The following is a 16,571-nucleotide window of genomic DNA, read 5'->3' on the forward strand; positions in this document are numbered from 1 at the left end:
GGCGGACGGGCCCCGCGGAGTCTCCGCGGGGCCCTGGCCTTCCCCCGGCCCCGGTGCCCGCGAAAGGCTTTGCATATAAATTCCGAGTGTCGTATACAATTGCCGCTTCCCGTTTCCCGCCCCGTCACCCCAGGAGCCCGGCATGGCGTTCAACCTCCGGAACAGGCACTTCCTCAAGGAGCTCGACTTCACGCCCCAGGAGTTCCGATTCCTGGTGGACCTCGCCGCCCAGCTCAAGGCGGCGAAGTACGCGGGCACCGAGCAGCCCCGGCTGCGCGGCAAGAACATCGCGCTGATCTTCGAGAAGACCTCCACCCGGACACGCTGCGCCTTCGAGGTCGCCGCCCACGACCAGGGCGCCACCACGACCTACCTGGACCCTGCCGGCTCGCAGATCGGCCACAAGGAGTCGATCAAGGACACCGCCCGGGTGCTCGGCCGGATGTTCGACGGCATCGAGTACCGGGGCCACGGCCAGGAGATCGTCGAGGAGCTGGCCGAGTACGCCGGTGTCCCGGTCTGGAACGGCCTGACCGACGAGTGGCACCCCACCCAGATGCTCGCCGATGTGCTGACCGTCCGGGAGCACACCGCCAAGCCGCTCACCGAGGTGGCCCTCGCCTACCTCGGCGACGCCCGCTCCAACATGGGCAACTCGCTGCTGGTCACCGGCGCCCTGCTCGGCATGGACATCCGGATCGTCGCGCCGCGCGCGCTCTGGCCCGCCCAGGAGGTGCAGAAGGCGGCGCAGGAGTTGGCCGGGAGCACCGGTGCCCGGATCACCCTGACCGAGGACGTGGACGCGGGCGTGGCCGGCGCCGACTTCCTCTACACCGACGTGTGGGTCTCCATGGGCGAGCCCAAGGAGGTCTGGGCCGAGCGGATCGCGCTGCTCGAGCCGTACCAGGTGTCGATGGACACCGTCCGGGCAACCGGAAACCCGGACGTGAAGTTCCTGCACTGTCTGCCCGCCTTCCACGACCTCGGCACGGTGGTCGGGCGGCAGATGTACGAGGAGACCGGGATGAGCGAGCTGGAGTGCACCGACGAGCTCTTCGAGTCGGCGCACTCCGTCGTGTTCGACCAGGCGGAGAACCGCCTGCACACCATCAAGGCCGTGCTGGTCGCGACCCTCGGCGCTTAGGCCCTGCCAGCGCCGAGGCCCTGTCCGGACCCCAGGCCTTGTCCGGACCCCAGACCCTTCCCGAACCAGGCCCCGTCCAGCAAGGGCTCGTCACGGCGCCAGGTTCACACAGGCGGCCCGGTCGCCCGCCGCGTGCGGACCGGCCGGGCTGCCCGCGTGCAGCACCAGTGAGCGGGCCTCGCCCGGCCGTGGCTGCCAGGCCACCGCAGTGGCCGTGGCGCCGTCGCCCCGGTGGTCGGTGCGCAGCGTCAGCCGCAGCTCGTTGCGGTCGTTGACGTACGCGGGGTCGGTGGACGGCCGGACCGGGTCCACGGCGTCCTGGTAGTGCGGGCCGGAGGCGGCCGGGTCGGCTCCGCAGGAGCCGGTGTGCAGGTGTGCCGGGAACGCGTGGTCGGCGGCGAGCCCGGCCGCGGTCAGCGTCAGCACCGTCCGGCCGGGCACCGTGCGGTCGACCACCACCCGGACGTGCGAGCCGTACGGGACGAGGTCGGGCGCGTGACTGATCGCGGCCGGCGGGACGAATGCCGTCGCCGGGTCGAAGTCGGCGTCCACGACCGAGACCGGAGCGGCCGGCGTGCCGGGCGGGGCCGGAGCGGCCGACGCCGGTACGGAGGCGGAGGTCAGCAGGGCGAGCGGGATCAGGGCGGTGGCGGCGAACGGAGCGGACATCGGCAGGGGCCTTCCGAGGCGGTGCGGCGGACGCCCTGCTCAACGCCGCCGGGCCCGGACGGACACCCCTCGGCCCGATGGCTCCTGTCGGACATTCCTCCGCCCGATGCCTTTGCCGGGCCCACCTCGGCCGGATGCCTTTGCCGGGCCCACCTCCGCCCGATGGCCCTGACGGGCCCACCTCGACCCGATGGCCCTGGGCTCACCTCGCCGGGACCTGGTCACCCGGTCCGGCGGTGGGCCCCCTGGATCCCCCGGATCTCGCAGCGTGGCCCGCTCGCCCGCATCAGCCGCAGGTCCGCCGTGACCAGCGGCACCCCGTACTGCTCGGCGACCGCGACGTACGCGGCGTCGTCCGGGGTGAGGTTGTCCTTCAGCTCCCAGATCCGGCCGAGCAGCGGCGCCACCTCGACCTTGCGGATGGCCAACCCGGGCAGCTGTGCGGCGAGTTCGCCGACCCGTTCGGCGGTCAGTTCCTTGGCCAGGTAGAGGCCGCGCAGCGACTGCATCACCTCGATGACGATGTGCTCGGGGGCCACCCACTCGCCGCCCGTGTCGAGTTCGGCCCGGGCTGCGGCCCCGCGTTCGCCCTCGTCGGCCAGCGCGAGCACCAGTGCGGACGCGTCCACCACGATCATCAGTCGGCCCCCGGCCTGTCCCAGCGTGTCAGCTCACCGGCCACCGTACCCGGGCCGGCCGCGACCGGCTCAGCCGGCGGTGGCCGAGGCGGTGGGGTCGGGCGCGTCGCGTCCGGGGGTGTCGTCGTGGAACGGCCGGATCGCCCGGTCCGCCTGGTCGGCCCGCTCCGGCGTTATCCACTCCTGGAGGCCCTGGCCGGTCACCGCGGCCTTCAGCTGCTCCAGGCTCAGCGGCAGCTCCCGCGGGTCACCGAGGACGCCACCGGAGAAGACGGTCAGGGTGATCCGGTTGTCGTCCTTGCGCAGCAGGTCGGCGGTGCGGGATCGGAAGCCGTCGTCGGAGCGCTCGGTCAGCATCAGCGTGCTGCCGTCGGGGAGCTTTCCCACCTCGCAGTGGCTGTACTGCCGGGAGACGTTGACCTTCTCGCAGGTGTAGCGGTCGTCGTAACCGATGGTGTACGGGTCGCGCCCGGGCCCGGGCGGGTTGGACCCGGGGCGGAACAGCGCGCCCAGCCCGCCCTCGAACTTGACGTCCACCTGGACCGGGCCCTTGCCGTCGTCGTAGCTGAGCGTGCCCGCGGACAGCACGTCGACCGGCTCCGGTCCCTTCCAGCCCACCGGACCGTGGTAGCCGGCGTAGCCGCCGGTCGTACCGCCCTTCGGCAGGCCCTCGACCACGGCCAGGACGGCCGCGTGGCCGGTGAGGGCGACCCTGCCGGCGTTGGCTCCGTCACCGGGGTACCGCTTCTCCGGGCCGTCGTCGGCCTGCGGGTCCCGGGTGGAGGTGGAGCGGGGCTTCCTGGTGGTGGTGGGGACGGCGGTCGGTGAGGGTGACGCGGTGGCGGCAGCGGCGGACGGCGATGCGGTCCCGCTCGCCGGCCCGGCGGCGGCACGGGGGCCGCCCCCCGGCTGCAGGGCGAGCGCGCCGCCGACGGCCAGCACGGTGACGGCGGCGACCGCACCGGTCACCGCGGCCCGACGGCGGCGTCGGATCGACCGTCCGCGCTCGGCGGCGCCGGCGACCAGCGTTCCCAGTTCGGGGCCGACCCCGCGCATCGCCCGGTCGAAGGTGGTGGACAGCCGTCGGCCGTCGGATTCCAGCTCGTCCATGCTCCTGGTTCCTTCCAGCTGAGAGTGGTGTCGAAATGCTTCGTGACGTCGCGCACGGCCGGCGGGCCGGCGGACGGTCCGGCGGCCCGTCAGAACGCGGCCGGCTGCTCCGAACCCTGCGCCTTCAGGACGGCGCGCAGCCGGCCGAGGGCGCGCAGCGCCTGGCTGCGCACCGCGCCCGCGCTGACGCCGAGTTCGGCCGCGGTCTCCTCGACGCTGCGGTCCTCCCAGTAGCGCAGCACGAGCACGGCCCGGTCCCGGGGCGGCAGTTCGGCCAGGGCGGCGAGCAGGGTGACCCGCAGGGCCGGGTCGCCCTCGGGGGCGATGCCCTCGGGAAGGTCGCCGAGCGCCGGCTGTTCGCCACTGCGCCGCAGCCGCCGGTGGGAGAGGTGGCTGCGGACGAGCACGCTGCGGGCGTAGGCGTCCTGGTTCTCCGCGCGGCGGACCTTGGACCAGGCGGCGTAGAGCTTGGCGAGGGTGACCTGAGTGAGGTCCTCGGCGAGGTGCCAGTCGCCGCAGAGCAGCAGGGCGGTCCGGAAGAGGTGGTGCCCCCGGCTGTAGGCGAAGGTCTCGAACTCCGCGGACTCCACGGCCCGTCGCGCCTTACCGATCACCGCTGCCCCCGAAAACCGTCTCGTCGTGGCTGTTCGCCGCCTGCTCACGGTTAGACGCCCGAGCCGGCCGACCGCGTTACGGCCCCCGAGGAGAAAGCCGCGGACTACGACGCCGCGGTGGGAAGTCCGCCGGTCCACGGCTCCCGAGGGGGGACCCGCGGTCTACGACGCCGTGGGGGCGTCGGTCCACGGCCCCGAGGAGAAAGCCGCGGCCTACGACGCCGCGGCGACGAGCAGCCCCGCCAGCACCGAGGCCGCGTTGGCCGTCCCGGCGGCCGCCCAGGGCAGCGGCCCGCGCAGGCTCAGCCCGGCGAGCGGCCGCAGCAGCGCCGCCTCGACCGCGCAGACCGCGGCTTCGCCCAGCCCGAAGGCCGTCCAGTACGCTGCGGCGGATCCGGTGGACCAGGAGCCGTGGCTCAAGGACCACCAGAGCAGCGGGTGCGTCGCCAGGTTGACCAGGACGGCGGCCGCCACCGCACGGGACGGGCGGACACCGCCGGCCCGGGTGAGGGCGGCGGTGTACAGCGGTACCTCGACCAGCAGGGTGAGGGCGAGGGCCAGGGGATAGGGCACGGCGCGGATCGTGCCACGAGGAGGGGGAGCGTGGCCATCGCCACCGTGGAGGGGACGGCCGCACGGACCGTCGCCGGCCCGGCCGTCCGGCTGGGAGCCGCGCCGCTGGCCGGGTTCGCCCTGACGGCGGTGCTGGCGCTGGCCTTGGCGCTGCGCGCGCCCGCGGGGCTGGCGGTGCTCGGCCTGGCCACGTTCGGGGTGCTGCACAACGTGCTGGAGCTGCGCTATGTGGCCGGCCGGTTCGCCGCCGTACTGGCAGGGCCGTTGCTGCGGCTGCTGCTGGTCCTGGTGACCGGCATCGTGTTCTGCCGCCTGGTGCCTCCCTCGCTGGTGCCGCACCCGGTCGCCCAGGACGCGGAGATCCTGCTGGCTTACGGGCTGCTGGCCGCGGCCTGCTGGTTCGCGCTGCGCCGCCGTCCGCTGCTGCTGGCCGGGAGCGGGGCGGTGCTGGCGGTGGCGACGGCCGGTTCGCTGGCGTTCCCGGCGTACCACTTCGTGGTGCTGGCGCATCTGCACAACGTGGTGCCGCTGCTGTTCCTGTGGGAGTGGTCGCGCCGGCTGGTGCGGGGCCGGGCGGCGTTCCTGGTGCTGCAGTGCGGCTGGGTGGTGCTGGTGCCGGTGCTGCTGCTGGCCGGGGCGCTGGACGGCTGGCTGTCGCCGGGGGCCGGCTGGTCGGGCTGGACGGCGAAGCTGACGGTGGCGTACACCCCGCCGGGGTGGCTGACGCCCGGGGTGGGGCTTCGCTTCCTGGCGGTCTTCGCCTTCCTCCAGTCGATGCACTACGTGGTCTGGGTCTGGTTCCTGCCGAGGTACGCGCCGGACGCGACCGGGGCGTTCGAGCAGCGGCTGCCGGCGCTGCGTGGCGCGCGGGCCTGGCTGCTGGGCGCGGTGGCGGGCGGCCTGCTGGCGGTGTTGTTCGCGGCGGACTACGCGCAGGGCCGGACGCTGTACGCGGCGCTGGCCAGCTACCACGCCTACCTGGAGTTCCCGGTGCTGCTGATGCTCGTTCTCGGTCTGGGGAGCACCCGGGCCGAGCCGCCCGCCCCACCGACCGGGCAGACCTGACGCCGGCGGACCCGCCGCCCGGCGGAGCTGACTCCGGCAGCACCGACAGCACCGACCCCGACCCCGACCCCGACAGCACCGACCCCGACGCCGACCCGACCCCGACAGCACCGACCCCGACCCGACCCCGACCGACCGACCCGACCGAGGAGACCCGATGACCACCGCATCCATCACCGCGGGCACCACCGCCCTGCTGGCCGACATCGCCCCCGAGCCCAGCGGCTCCGACGGCAGTCTGATCGCCGTGCTGCTGGTGGCCGCCGCCGTGGTGGCGGGGGCCGTCTGGCTGATCCGGCTGGAGCGCAAGAAGCGCGGTCCCGGCGGGGGGTGAGACCCCCCGACGAGCGCCGGGCCGGTCACACGCGGTAGGACAGTCCTGAGGGGCATGCCTGCGGTGGTGTCCGCAGCGCCATGCACTATGGTTTATCTCGACATCGAGATAACTGCCCCTTACGATATATCTCGACATCAAGATACTTGCCGAGAGGCGCTCACCGGCGGTGCGGGCAAGGTAAGCCTAAGTAAGGCTGACCTTACCACCGTGGCGGCCGGATACCGCACGAAGCACCTAGAAGGAGTCAGTCGTGTCCGCGAACAGCTTCGACGCCCGCAGCTCGCTGCAGGTGGGCGACGAGTCGTACGAGATCTTCAAGCTCTCCGCCGTCGAGGGTTCCGAGCGGCTGCCGTACAGCCTCAAGGTGCTGCTGGAGAACCTGCTCCGCACGGAGGACGGCGCGAACATCACCGCCGACCACATCCGCGCCCTCGGCAACTGGGACGCCACCGCGCAGCCCAGCCAGGAGATCCAGTTCACCCCGGCCCGCGTGATCATGCAGGACTTCACCGGTGTGCCGTGCGTGGTCGACCTCGCCACCATGCGTGAGGCCGTCAAGGAGCTGGGCGGCGACCCGGCCAAGATCAACCCGCTGGCCCCGGCCGAGCTGGTCATCGACCACTCCGTCATCGCCGACAAGTTCGGCACCCCGGACGCCTTCGTCCAGAACGTCGAGATCGAGTACGGCCGCAACAAGGAGCGCTACCAGTTCCTGCGCTGGGGCCAGACCGCCTTCGACGAGTTCAAGGTCGTCCCGCCGGGCACCGGCATCGTCCACCAGGTCAACATCGAGCACCTGGCCCGCACGGTCATGGTCCGTGGCGGCCAGGCCTACCCGGACACCTGCGTCGGCACCGACTCGCACACCACCATGGTCAACGGCCTGGGCGTGCTGGGCTGGGGCGTCGGCGGCATCGAGGCCGAGGCCGCGATGCTGGGCCAGCCGGTCTCCATGCTGATCCCGCGCGTGGTCGGCTTCAAGCTCAACGGCCAGCTGCCGGCCGGCACCACCGCCACCGACCTGGTGCTCACCATCACCGAGATGCTGCGCAAGCACGGCGTGGTCGGCAAGTTCGTCGAGTTCTACGGCGAGGGCGTCACCGCGATCCCGCTGGCCAACCGCGCCACCATCGGCAACATGTCGCCGGAGTTCGGCTCGACCTGTGCGATCTTCCCGATCGACGCCGAGACCATCAGCTACCTGAAGCTCACCGGCCGCGACGCGCAGCAGCTCGCCCTGGTCGAGGCGTACGCCAAGGAGCAGGGCCTCTGGCACGACCCGTCGGTCGAGCCGGTCTACTCCGAGTACCTCGAGCTGGACGTCTCCACCGTCGTCCCGTCGATCTCCGGCCCGAAGCGCCCGCAGGACCGCGTGATCCTGGCCGAGGCCGCCGAGAGGTTCGCCGAGGCGCTGCCGACCTACTCGGCCGAGGCCTCGAAGCCGACCACCGTCACCGCCCCCGACGGTTCGAGCTACCAGATCGACAACGGCGCGGTCGTGATCGCCTCGATCACCTCCTGCACCAACACCTCCAACCCCTCCGTCATGCTGGGCGCCGCCCTGCTGGCGAAGAAGGCCGTGGAGAAGGGCCTGCACGTCAAGCCCTGGGTCAAGACCACCCTGGCGCCGGGCTCCAAGGTCGTCATGGACTACTACGAGAAGGCCGGCCTGCTCCCGTACATGGAGAAGCTGGGCTTCAACCTGGTCGGCTACGGCTGCGTCACCTGCATCGGCAACTCGGGCCCGCTGCCCGAGGAGGTCTCGGCCGCCGTCAACGAGGCCGACCTGGCCGTCGTCTCGGTGCTCTCCGGCAACCGCAACTTCGAGGGCCGGATCAACCCCGACGTCAAGATGAACTACCTGGCCTCCCCGCCGCTGGTGGTCGCCTACGCCCTCGCCGGCAACATGAACGTCGACATCACCAAGGACGCCCTGGGTCAGGACGCCGACGGCAACGACGTCTTCCTCGCCGACATCTGGCCGTCGGAGAAGGAGGTCGCCGAGGTCGTCGCCGGCTCCATCGACGAGGCCATGTTCGACAAGGGCTACCAGGACGTCTTCGCCGGTGACCACCGCTGGCAGTCGCTCCCGGTCCCGACCGGCAACACCTTCGAGTGGGACGCCGAGTCCACCTACGTCCGCAAGCCCCCGTACTTCGAGGGCATGGCCAAGACCCCGAGCCCGGTGACCGACATCGCCGGCGCCCGCGTCCTGGCCAAGCTGGGCGACTCGGTCACCACCGACCACATCTCCCCGGCCGGCAACATCAAGCCGGGCACCCCGGCGGCGCAGTACCTGACCGCCAACGGTGTCGAGAAGCGCGACTTCAACTCGTACGGTTCGCGCCGTGGCAACCACGAGGTGATGATCCGCGGCACCTTCGCCAACATCCGCCTGCGCAACCAGATCGCGCCGGGCACCGAGGGCGGCTACACCCGCGACTTCACCCAGGCCGACGCGCCGGTGTCGTTCATCTACGACGCCTCGCAGAACTACCAGGCCGCCGGCATCCCGCTGGTCGTCCTGGCCGGCAAGGAGTACGGCTCCGGCTCGTCCCGCGACTGGGCCGCCAAGGGCACCGCGCTGCTGGGCGTCAAGGCCGTCATCGCCGAGTCCTACGAGCGCATCCACCGCTCGAACCTGATCGGCATGGGCGTCCTTCCGCTGCAGTTCCCGGAGGGCCAGAACGCCGAGTCCCTCGGCCTGACCGGCGAGGAGACCTTCTCCTTCACCGGTGTGACCGAGCTCAACGAGGGCCGCACCCCGGCGACCGTCAAGGTCAAGGCCGGCGATGTCGAGTTCGACGCGGTCGTGCGCATCGACACCCCCGGTGAGGCGGACTACTACCGCAACGGCGGCATCCTGCAGTACGTGCTGCGCAGCCTGATCGGCTGAGCCGAGCAGTAGCGCCAAGAGGCCGGACCGCGTCCACGCGGTCCGGCCTCTTGTATGTCCAGACCAAATGGACTAAACCTCTGTCTCAGCTTGGTCCAGACCACTTGATGCTGACTCAGAGAAAGCCACGGGTCTTCTCGTATGCGCATGCTCAGTCGTACCGCCGCCCTCCTCGCCGCCGTCACGGTGGCCTCCGCGATCGCCGCCCCCACGGCGTCCGCCCACGACCACGGCCACGGTCCGAAGCTGAAGGGGCAGCGGGTCGGCTACTTCACCCAGTGGGGCGCCGACAGCTCCGCGAAGCGGGTGCAGGAGTCCGGCCAGGCCGGAAAGCTCACCGTCATCAACTACGCCTTCGGCAACGTCTCCGCCGACGGCACCTGCTTCGAGACCAATGACGCCGGCCTGGGCGACGCCCTGAGCGACTACCAGCGCCCGTACGGGGCCGAGCAGTCGGTGGACGGCGTGGCCGACACCGCCGGCCAGAAGCTCAAGGGCAACTTCAACCAGCTGCGCAAGCTCAAGGCGAAGAACCCGCAGCTGAAGGCGGTCATCTCACTCGGCGGCTGGAGCTGGTCCAAGTACTTCTCGGACGCGGCCGCCACCGACGCCTCCCGCCGGAAGTTCGTCTCCTCCTGCATCGACCTGTACATCAAGGGCAACCTGCCGAAGCTCGCCGGCTCCTCCGAGGGCGGCACCGGCGCGGGCGCGGGCGTCTTCGACGGCATCGACATCGACTGGGAGTACCCGGGCGGCGGCGGTGACGCCGGCAACGTCGTGCGCCCCGAGGACGGCCGCAACTACACCCTGCTGATGCAGGAGTTCCGCCGCCAGCTGGACCAGCTGAGCGGCCGCAGGGGCCCGCACTACCTGCTGACCGCGGCCGTGGCCGCCAACGAGACCGTCGCGGACCGGCTGGAGCTGCCGCAGCTGTCCCGCTCGGTCGACTTCCTCAACCTGATGACCTACGACCTGCACGGTCCGTGGGAGGGCAAGGGCCCGACCAACCACCACGCCAACCTCTACTCCGACCCGACCGACCCGGAGCCGCGCCGGCGCAGCGCGGACACGGCCGTCGAGCACTACATCGAGCGCGGCCTGCCCTCCGAGCAGCTCGTGCTCGGCGTGCCGTTCTACGCCCACGGCTGGACGGGCGTGCCGGCCGGCGACCGGAACGGCCTGTACCAGCCGGCCGGCGCCGCGACCGCCGACCTCACCTACAAGGAGGTCGCCGCGCAGCCCGGCACGGTCCACACCGACCGCGACCACGGCGCGAGCTGGAAGTACGACGGCACCACCTTCTGGAGCTACGACACCCCCGAGGTGGTCACCCAGAAGGCCCGCTACGCCCGGCGGAACGACCTGGGCGGCGTGATGGTCTGGGCGCTGGACGGCGACGACGCCAAGGGCACGATGGTCGCCGCCATCGACCGCGGCCTCCAGCGCGGCTGACGGCAGGCGCGCCCACCGAAGGCGCGTGCACTGCTGAAGGCGCGCCCACCGCAGGCGCGCACACCGCTGAAGGCGCGCCCACCGCAGGCGCGCACACCGAAGGAACGCGGGCCGGAGAAACGGCCGGGGCCCGCCGCGAGTGATCGCGGCGGGCCCCGGCCGTTCTGCTCCGCAGGGGCGTCAGATCCCGTCGCAGGCCTGCGCCCGCAGCGCCCGCGCCAGGTCGTCCCGGCGCTCCAGCACCAGCCGGCGCAGCGCGGGCGCCGCGTCCGGGTGGCCGCTCAGCCAGGCGTCCGCCTCGGCCAGCGTCGCCTCGCTGATCTGGGCGTGCGGGAAGAAGCCGCCGACGATCCGCATCGCGATCTCGATGGTCCGCTCGGACCAGACCCGCTCCAGCAGCTTGAAGTACGGCGCCGCGTACAGCGCGGTCAGGTCGCGGTGCGCGGGCAGGGCGAAGCCGGCGATGTTCGCCTCGACCAGGGCGTTGGGCAGCTCGTCCGAGTCGATCACGGCGGACCAGGCGGCGGCCTTGGCCTCCGGGGTCGGCCGGGCGGCCAGGCACTGGGTGTACTGGCGCCTGCCGCTGGCGGTGTTGTCGGCCGTCAGCTCCCCGGCCAGCTCCTCGTCGGAGGCCTGGCCGGCCGCGGCCAGCGTCAGCCAGAGCGACCAGCGCAGCTCCTGGTCGACGTCCAGGCCGTCGATCCGGGCGGTGCCGGCGAGCAGGCCGCGGACCAGGCCGAGGTGCTCGGAGCCGTTGGCGGTCTGCGCCAGGAAACGCGCCCAGGCCAGCTGGTGGTCGCTGCCGGGGGCGGCGTCGCGCAGCTCGCGCAGTGCGCCGTCGGCCAGCAGCCGGCCGCCCTCGCCGCGCCAGGCCGGCGCGGCGTACAGGTCGACGGCGCTCTTGGCCTGGGTGTGCAGCGACTGCAGCACGCCGATGTTGGACTCCTGGCCGGCGAAGCGCAGCACCAGGGCGACGTAGTCGCGGGCCGGCATCAGGCCGTCCCGGGTCAGGTTCCAGACGGCGGACCAGGCGAGTGCCCGGGCCAGGTCGTCCCGGATGTCGCCGAGGCCGGTGCGCAGGGTCTCCAGCGACTCGCCGTCGAAACGGATCTTGCAGTACGTCAGGTCGTCGTCGTTGAGCAGCACCAGGGCGGGCCGGGCGCGGCCGGCGGCCCCGGTGACGACGGTGCGGGCGCCGGTGACGTCCAGCTCGATCCGGTCGGTGCGCACCAGTGCGCCGTCGGCGTCCCGGTCGTAGAGGCCGACCGCGATCCGGTGCGGGCGCAGGACGTTGCCGTTGCCGGCGTCCTGGAGGACGGCGAGTTCGGTGATCCGGCCCTCGGCGTCGACGGTGACCTGCGGGGTGAGCGCGTTGACGCCGGCGGTCTGCAGCCAGGCGGCGGCCCAGGCGGTGAGGTCGCGGCCGCTGGTCTCCTCCAGGATGCCCAGCAGGTCGCCCAGTTCGGTGTTGCCGAAGGCGTGCTGCTTGAAGTAGCGGCGGGCGCCCTCGAAGAAGGCCTCCGAACCGACGTACGCCACCAGCTGCTTGAGCACCGAGGCGCCCTTGGCGTAGGTGATGCCGTCGAAGTTGAGCTTGGCGTCCTCCAGGTCCCGGATGTCGGCGGTGATCGGGTGGGTGGTGGGGAACTGGTCCTGCCGGTAGGCCCAGGCCTTGCGCTGGTTGGCGAAGGTGATCCAGGCCGAGGAGTAGCGGGTGCGGGCGCCGATCAGGCCGTAGGAGCCCATGAAGTCGGCGAAGGACTCCTTCAACCAGAGGTCGTCCCACCAGCGCATGGTGACCAGGTCGCCGAACCACATGTGCGCCATCTCGTGCAGGATGACGTTGGCCCGGCCCTCGTAGGCGGCCTCGGTGACCTTCGAGCGGAAGACGAACTCCTCGCGGAAGGTCACGCAGCCCGGGTTCTCCATCGCGCCGATGTTGTACTCGGGGACGAACGCCTGGTCGTACTTGCCGAACGGGTACGGGTAGTCGAACACCTCGTGGAAGAAGTCGAGCCCGGCCTTGGTGACGCCGAGGATCTCGTCCGCGTCGAAGTAGGGGGCGAGCGACTTGCGGCAGAGCGCGGAGAGCGGGATCTCCAGCACGGTGCCGTCGGCGAGGGCGCGGCTGTAGTGGTCGCGGGCCACGTGGTACGGGCCGGCCACGACGGCGGTGAGGTAGGTGGAGATCGGCTGCGTCGGCGCGAACTGCCAGGTGCGCGCGGCGTCGTCGCCGCTGCCGTCCTCGGTCACGCTCTCGTGGACGGCGTTGGAGCGGACGTCCCAGGCGGCGGGAGCGGTGACGGTGAAGGAGAACGGCGCCTTCAGGTCGGGCTGCTCGAAGGTGGCGAACACCCGGCGGGCGTCGGCCGGCTCGTAGTGGGTGTAGAGGTAGGTCTCGCCGTCGACCGGGTCGGTGAAGCGGTGCAGGCCCTCGCCGGTGCGGCTGTACGCGCAGTCGGCCTCGACCACGAGGACGTTCTCCGCGGCGAGGCCGTCGACGTGGACGCGGGCGCCGTCGAACGCGGCGGCCGGGTCGAGCGCGCGCCCGTTCAGGGTGACCGAGCGGACGGCGGGGGCCAGCAGGTCGAGGAAGGTCGAGGCGCCGGGCTCCGCGCAGCGGAAGGCGAGGGTGGTGGTGGAGCGGAACGTGGCGGCCGCCGGGTCGGGGGCCGAGGTCACGTCCAGCCGGACCTGGTAGCTGTCCACGGCCAGGATGCTGGCCCGCTGCTGGGCTTCGTCGCGGCTCAGGTTCTTGCCCGGCACGGCGGTACTCCTTTGTCCGGCACGCACGGTGGTGCGGTCTTCGCTGCTGCGGTCAGGTGCTGCGCTGTAGTGCTGCGGGGGCATCCTTTCACGCCCTTTGCGCCGGTACCATTGCACAAGTCGCGGTGTGGGCCCGGAATCAGCGGCGCCGAGTGGATGTTGGGAGCGGGGGAGCCCCGTGCGGGGCACCGCCCCCTCTCTCTGCCGCCCCACCTCCGAGGAAGACCACCGCTGTGACGACTGCCGCTGACCGCAAGACCGCCGACTTCTGGTTCGACCCGGCCTGCCCGTGGGCCTGGATGACGTCCCGCTGGCTGATCGAGGTCCAGCAGGTGCGCCCGGTGGACGTGCGGTGGCACGTGATGAGCCTGTCGGTGCTGAACGAGGGCCGCGACCTGCCGGAGCACTACCGCACGCTGCTGGACAACGCCTGGGGCGCGGTCCGGGTCTGCATCGCCGCCGCCGAGAAGCACGGCGACGAGGTGCTCGGCCGGCTCTACACCGAGCTGGGCACCCGGTTCCACAACCAGGGCCTGCCGCAGAACCGCGAGACGATCGAGGCGGCGCTGGTCGCCGCCGGCCTGTCGGCCGAGCTGGCCGACGCGGCCGGCACGGACGTGTACGACGAGGCCCTGCGCCTGTCCCACAAGGAGGGGATCACCCTGGTCGGCGAGGACGTCGGCACCCCGGTGATCGCCGTCGAGGGCGCGGACGGCGAGCAGGTCGCGTTCTTCGGCCCGGTGGTCACCCCGACGCCGCGCGGCGAGGCCGCCGCCCGCCTCTGGGACGGCACCCTGCTGGTCGCCTCCACCCCGGGCTTCTACGAGATCAAGCGCACCCGCACCGCCGGCCCGTCCTTCGAGTAGTGACGCGGCGCGGGTCCGCGGGAAGACCGCGCGGCTCCGCGCGAACGGGAGGGCCCGGTACCGCTTCGGCGGTACCGGGCCCTCCCGCGTGCGCTACGCGGTGCGCGCGGCGTCCCGGCGCTGCTTGAGCAGGCCCGCGCCGATGAGCAGGGCGACCAGCACGCCGGCCGCGTACAGCTGCTGCCGGTTGCCCTCGGTGGTGGTCATCAGCGCGAGGATGCCGGCCACGGCGGCCATCGCGATCCAGGTCAGGTAGGGGTAGCCCCACATCCGGACGGTGAGCAGCTCGGGCGCCTCGCGCTCCAGCCGGCGGCGCATCTTCAGCTGGACGACGCAGATGAAGAACCAGACCACCAGGATGGCGACGCCGGTGGTGTTCATCAGCCAGGTGAAGACGGTGTCCGGCCAGAACTTGGAGGCCAGCACCGCGCCGAAGCCGAACAGGCAGGAGGCCAGCACGGCCGCCCGCGGCACCCCGCCGCTGACCTTGGCCAGTGCCTTGGGCCCCTGGCCGCGGGAGACCAGCGAGTACGCCATCCGGGAGGAGCCGTAGATGTTGGCGTTCATCGCGGAGAGCAGGGCGATCAGCACCACGGTCTCCATGATGGTGCCGGCACCGGGCACGCCCAGGTGCTGGAGGACCGTCACGTACGGGCCGTTCTCGACGACCGACGGGTCCTTCCAGGAGACCAGGGTGACGACCAGGGCCATCGAGCCGATGTAGAAGATCGCGATCCGCCAGACCGCGGTGCGCACCGCGTTGGCGACGTTGCGCTTGGGGTCGTCGGACTCGGCGGCGGCGATGGTCACGGTCTCCAGGCCGCCGTAGGCGAAGACCGAGGCGAGCAGGCCGACGATCAGTCCGCTGACGCCGGTGGGCAGGAAACCGCCCTGGCCGGTGAGGTTGGTGGTGCCGGGGGAGCCGTCGCCGAGCACCCCGGCCACGCCGAGCGAGCCGAGCACCAGGAAGGCGATGATCGCGGCGACCTTGATCGCGGCGAACCAGAACTCGAACTCGCCGAAGTTCTTCACCGCGGTCAGGTTGCTGGCGCAGAAGAAGACCATGAAGAGGCCGACCCAGACCCAGGCGGAGACGCCGGGGACCCAGCCGTTGACGATCTTCCCGGCGGCGGTGGCCTCGGCGGCGACGCCGCAGCAGAGCATCACCCAGTACATCCAGCCGGCGGTGATCCCGGCCCAGGTGCCGATCTCCTTCTCGGCGTGGACCGAGAACGAGCCGGAGGCCGGGCGGGCGGCCGACATCTCGCCGAGCATCCGCATGATCAGCATGACCAGCAGGCCGGACAGGGTGAACGCCAGGATGATGGCGGGTCCGGCCGCCGCGATGCCCGCCCCGGAGCCGACGAAGAGACCGGCGCCGATGACCCCGCCGAGCGCGATCATCGAGAGGTGGCGCTGCTTGAGGCCGTGCGAGAGCTGCCGGCCGCCGTCGGCGGGGGTGTCGGCGGGGGAGGTCGTCCCGGGCGCCGGGGGCGCGGAGGTACGGGCCATGGGGTGGGGATCCAGACTGTTCGGATGGCGGTGCGAGTTGCCCAATATCCGGGGACGCGGTTGCCCGTGCCAAGAATGTCCGGCCCGGGCCCAGAATGCGGACCGGATCGTGACGGAGAATGGCCGGAACCCTCACGTTCCGTCGCTCTCGGTGGGTCGGACCCGACAAGGAGCGACTTCCGGGCTTTGTCCGGTTCCCCGGCGGTGCCGGCGGCGATCACCGCGTAGGTTCACAGGTGTTCACTCACCTGATCATCAGAGGAATCCCCGATGGCCACTGCCAGCACCCCGACCGCCAGCACCCCGACACTGGGCCGCGGCGTCCTCGCCGACCTGCTGCCCGCCGCTTCCACCCGGCTCGGCGCCCAGGCCCGCGACCTCGCCCTGGTGGCCGGCGGCGCCGCGCTCACCGGCCTGGCCGCCCAGCTCTCGGTGAACGTCCCCGGCTCGCCCGTCCCGGTCACCGGCCAGACCTTCGCCGCCCTGCTGGTCGGCACCGCGCTCGGGGCCCGCCGCGGCGTCGCCTCGCTCGGCCTCTACCTGCTGGCCGGTATGGCGGGCCTGCCCTGGTTCGCCGAGGGCACCTCCGGCTGGTCGATGCCGTCGCTCGGTTACGTGCTCGGCTTCGTCGTGGCGGCCGCCCTGACCGGCGCATTGGCCCGACGCGGCGCCGACCGCACCCCGGCGAACACCGCCGTCACCATGGTTCTCGGCAGCCTCGCCATCTACGCCGTCGGCGTGCCCTACCTCGCCTTCTCGCTGGACGTCCCGCTGGCCCGCGCGGCCGAGCTGGGCCTCTACCCGTACCTGGTCGGCGACGCCCTGAAGGCGGCCCTCGCGGCCGGCGCCCTGCCGCTCGCCTGGAAGCTCCTCGGCCGCCGCTGAAGGCGGGCGCTGCCCCCTGCACGGCCCGGGTGACCGCGCATGCC

The 16,571-nt window shown here is 72.2% G+C and carries 14 protein-coding genes; 7 read left to right on the top strand and 7 right to left on the bottom strand.

Annotation, left to right across the window (positions count from 1 at the left end):
* Positions 1 to 142: 142 nt before the first annotated feature.
* Complete coding sequence (argF, locus tag ACZ3YO_RS25295) at positions 143 to 1,144, top strand: ornithine carbamoyltransferase (protein WP_465573279.1); 1,002 nt, start codon at positions 143 to 145, stop codon at positions 1,142 to 1,144.
* A 90-nt stretch (positions 1,145 to 1,234) separates the two neighbouring features.
* Here argF and ACZ3YO_RS25300 read toward each other — a convergent pair whose 3' ends face one another.
* The 5 genes from ACZ3YO_RS25300 to ACZ3YO_RS25320 all read right to left on the bottom strand — a co-directional run bounded on the left by ACZ3YO_RS25300 (position 1,235) and on the right by ACZ3YO_RS25320 (position 4,748).
* On the bottom strand, positions 1,235 to 1,813 hold the full coding sequence (locus ACZ3YO_RS25300) for a superoxide dismutase family protein (protein ID WP_465573282.1): 579 nt from the start codon (positions 1,811 to 1,813) through the stop codon (positions 1,235 to 1,237).
* Positions 1,814 to 2,034: 221 nt separating this feature from the next.
* Positions 2,035 to 2,451: a type II toxin-antitoxin system VapC family toxin gene (locus ACZ3YO_RS25305; RefSeq protein WP_465554803.1), complete on the bottom strand. Its 417-nt coding sequence runs from the start codon at positions 2,449 to 2,451 to the stop codon at positions 2,035 to 2,037.
* Positions 2,452 to 2,520: 69 nt separating this feature from the next.
* Entirely contained in the window at positions 2,521 to 3,561 is a 1,041-nt protein-coding gene (locus tag ACZ3YO_RS25310) for a hypothetical protein (RefSeq protein WP_465573285.1), read from the bottom strand.
* An 89-nt stretch (positions 3,562 to 3,650) separates the two neighbouring features.
* On the bottom strand, positions 3,651 to 4,151 hold the full coding sequence (locus ACZ3YO_RS25315) for a SigE family RNA polymerase sigma factor (RefSeq protein WP_465554807.1): 501 nt from the start codon (positions 4,149 to 4,151) through the stop codon (positions 3,651 to 3,653).
* A gap of 237 nt (positions 4,152 to 4,388) precedes the next feature.
* Complete coding sequence (locus tag ACZ3YO_RS25320; RefSeq protein ID WP_465554809.1) at positions 4,389 to 4,748, bottom strand: hypothetical protein; 360 nt, start codon at positions 4,746 to 4,748, stop codon at positions 4,389 to 4,391.
* 30 nt (positions 4,749 to 4,778) lie between these two features.
* Here ACZ3YO_RS25320 and ACZ3YO_RS25325 point away from each other — a divergent pair, with 30 nt between their 5' ends.
* From ACZ3YO_RS25325 to ACZ3YO_RS25340, 4 genes are all read left to right on the top strand, one after another.
* Positions 4,779 to 5,813 (top strand): hypothetical protein, encoded by a 1,035-nt coding sequence (locus ACZ3YO_RS25325; RefSeq protein WP_465573290.1) that lies wholly within the window; start codon positions 4,779 to 4,781, stop codon positions 5,811 to 5,813.
* Between the two features lie 157 nt (positions 5,814 to 5,970).
* The gene (locus tag ACZ3YO_RS25330) at positions 5,971 to 6,147 is read left to right on the top strand and encodes a hypothetical protein (protein ID WP_465573293.1); all 177 of its coding nucleotides are present in this window, start codon (positions 5,971 to 5,973) and stop codon (positions 6,145 to 6,147) included.
* Between the two features lie 253 nt (positions 6,148 to 6,400).
* Complete coding sequence (gene acnA, locus ACZ3YO_RS25335; RefSeq protein ID WP_465573296.1) at positions 6,401 to 9,046, top strand: aconitate hydratase AcnA; 2,646 nt, start codon at positions 6,401 to 6,403, stop codon at positions 9,044 to 9,046.
* A gap of 147 nt (positions 9,047 to 9,193) precedes the next feature.
* Positions 9,194 to 10,498, top strand: coding sequence for a glycoside hydrolase family 18 protein (locus ACZ3YO_RS25340; protein ID WP_465573298.1), 1,305 nt, complete (start codon positions 9,194 to 9,196; stop codon positions 10,496 to 10,498).
* A 180-nt stretch (positions 10,499 to 10,678) separates the two neighbouring features.
* Here the strand turns inward: ACZ3YO_RS25340 and pepN are convergent, their stop codons facing one another.
* Entirely contained in the window at positions 10,679 to 13,264 is a 2,586-nt protein-coding gene (gene pepN, locus ACZ3YO_RS25345) for an aminopeptidase N (RefSeq protein WP_465573301.1), read from the bottom strand.
* A gap of 233 nt (positions 13,265 to 13,497) precedes the next feature.
* On the opposite strand from pepN, the gene ACZ3YO_RS25350 reads away from it, so the two are divergent.
* Entirely contained in the window at positions 13,498 to 14,130 is a 633-nt protein-coding gene (locus tag ACZ3YO_RS25350; protein ID WP_465573304.1) for a mycothiol-dependent nitroreductase Rv2466c family protein, read from the top strand.
* Between the two features lie 93 nt (positions 14,131 to 14,223).
* Here the strand turns inward: ACZ3YO_RS25350 and ACZ3YO_RS25355 are convergent, their stop codons facing one another.
* The gene (locus ACZ3YO_RS25355) at positions 14,224 to 15,642 is read right to left on the bottom strand and encodes an amino acid permease (RefSeq protein WP_465573307.1); all 1,419 of its coding nucleotides are present in this window, start codon (positions 15,640 to 15,642) and stop codon (positions 14,224 to 14,226) included.
* A gap of 270 nt (positions 15,643 to 15,912) precedes the next feature.
* On the opposite strand from ACZ3YO_RS25355, the gene ACZ3YO_RS25360 reads away from it, so the two are divergent.
* Positions 15,913 to 16,527: a biotin transporter BioY gene (locus ACZ3YO_RS25360; protein ID WP_465573310.1), complete on the top strand. Its 615-nt coding sequence runs from the start codon at positions 15,913 to 15,915 to the stop codon at positions 16,525 to 16,527.
* Positions 16,528 to 16,571: the final 44 nt, after the last annotated feature.

This window comes from Kitasatospora sp. NPDC022785 (assembly GCF_055561295.1).

What these genes read in the sequence shown, in the direction of transcription:
- ACZ3YO_RS25305 (WP_465554803.1), bottom strand. Translation starts at nt 2,451, where the DNA reads ATGATCGTGGTGGACGCGTCCGCACTGGTGCTCGCGCTGGCCGACGAG.
- ACZ3YO_RS25330 (WP_465573293.1), top strand. Translation starts at nt 5,971, where the DNA reads ATGACCACCGCATCCATCACCGCGGGCACCACCGCCCTGCTGGCCGAC.
- ACZ3YO_RS25300 (WP_465573282.1), bottom strand. Translation starts at nt 1,813, where the DNA reads ATGTCCGCTCCGTTCGCCGCCACCGCCCTGATCCCGCTCGCCCTGCTG.
- ACZ3YO_RS25355 (WP_465573307.1), bottom strand. Translation starts at nt 15,642, where the DNA reads ATGGCCCGTACCTCCGCGCCCCCGGCGCCCGGGACGACCTCCCCCGCC.
- argF (WP_465573279.1), top strand. Translation starts at nt 143, where the DNA reads ATGGCGTTCAACCTCCGGAACAGGCACTTCCTCAAGGAGCTCGACTTC.
- ACZ3YO_RS25310 (WP_465573285.1), bottom strand. Translation starts at nt 3,561, where the DNA reads ATGGACGAGCTGGAATCCGACGGCCGACGGCTGTCCACCACCTTCGAC.
- ACZ3YO_RS25340 (WP_465573298.1), top strand. Translation starts at nt 9,194, where the DNA reads ATGCTCAGTCGTACCGCCGCCCTCCTCGCCGCCGTCACGGTGGCCTCC.
- ACZ3YO_RS25360 (WP_465573310.1), top strand. Translation starts at nt 15,913, where the DNA reads ATGGCCACTGCCAGCACCCCGACCGCCAGCACCCCGACACTGGGCCGC.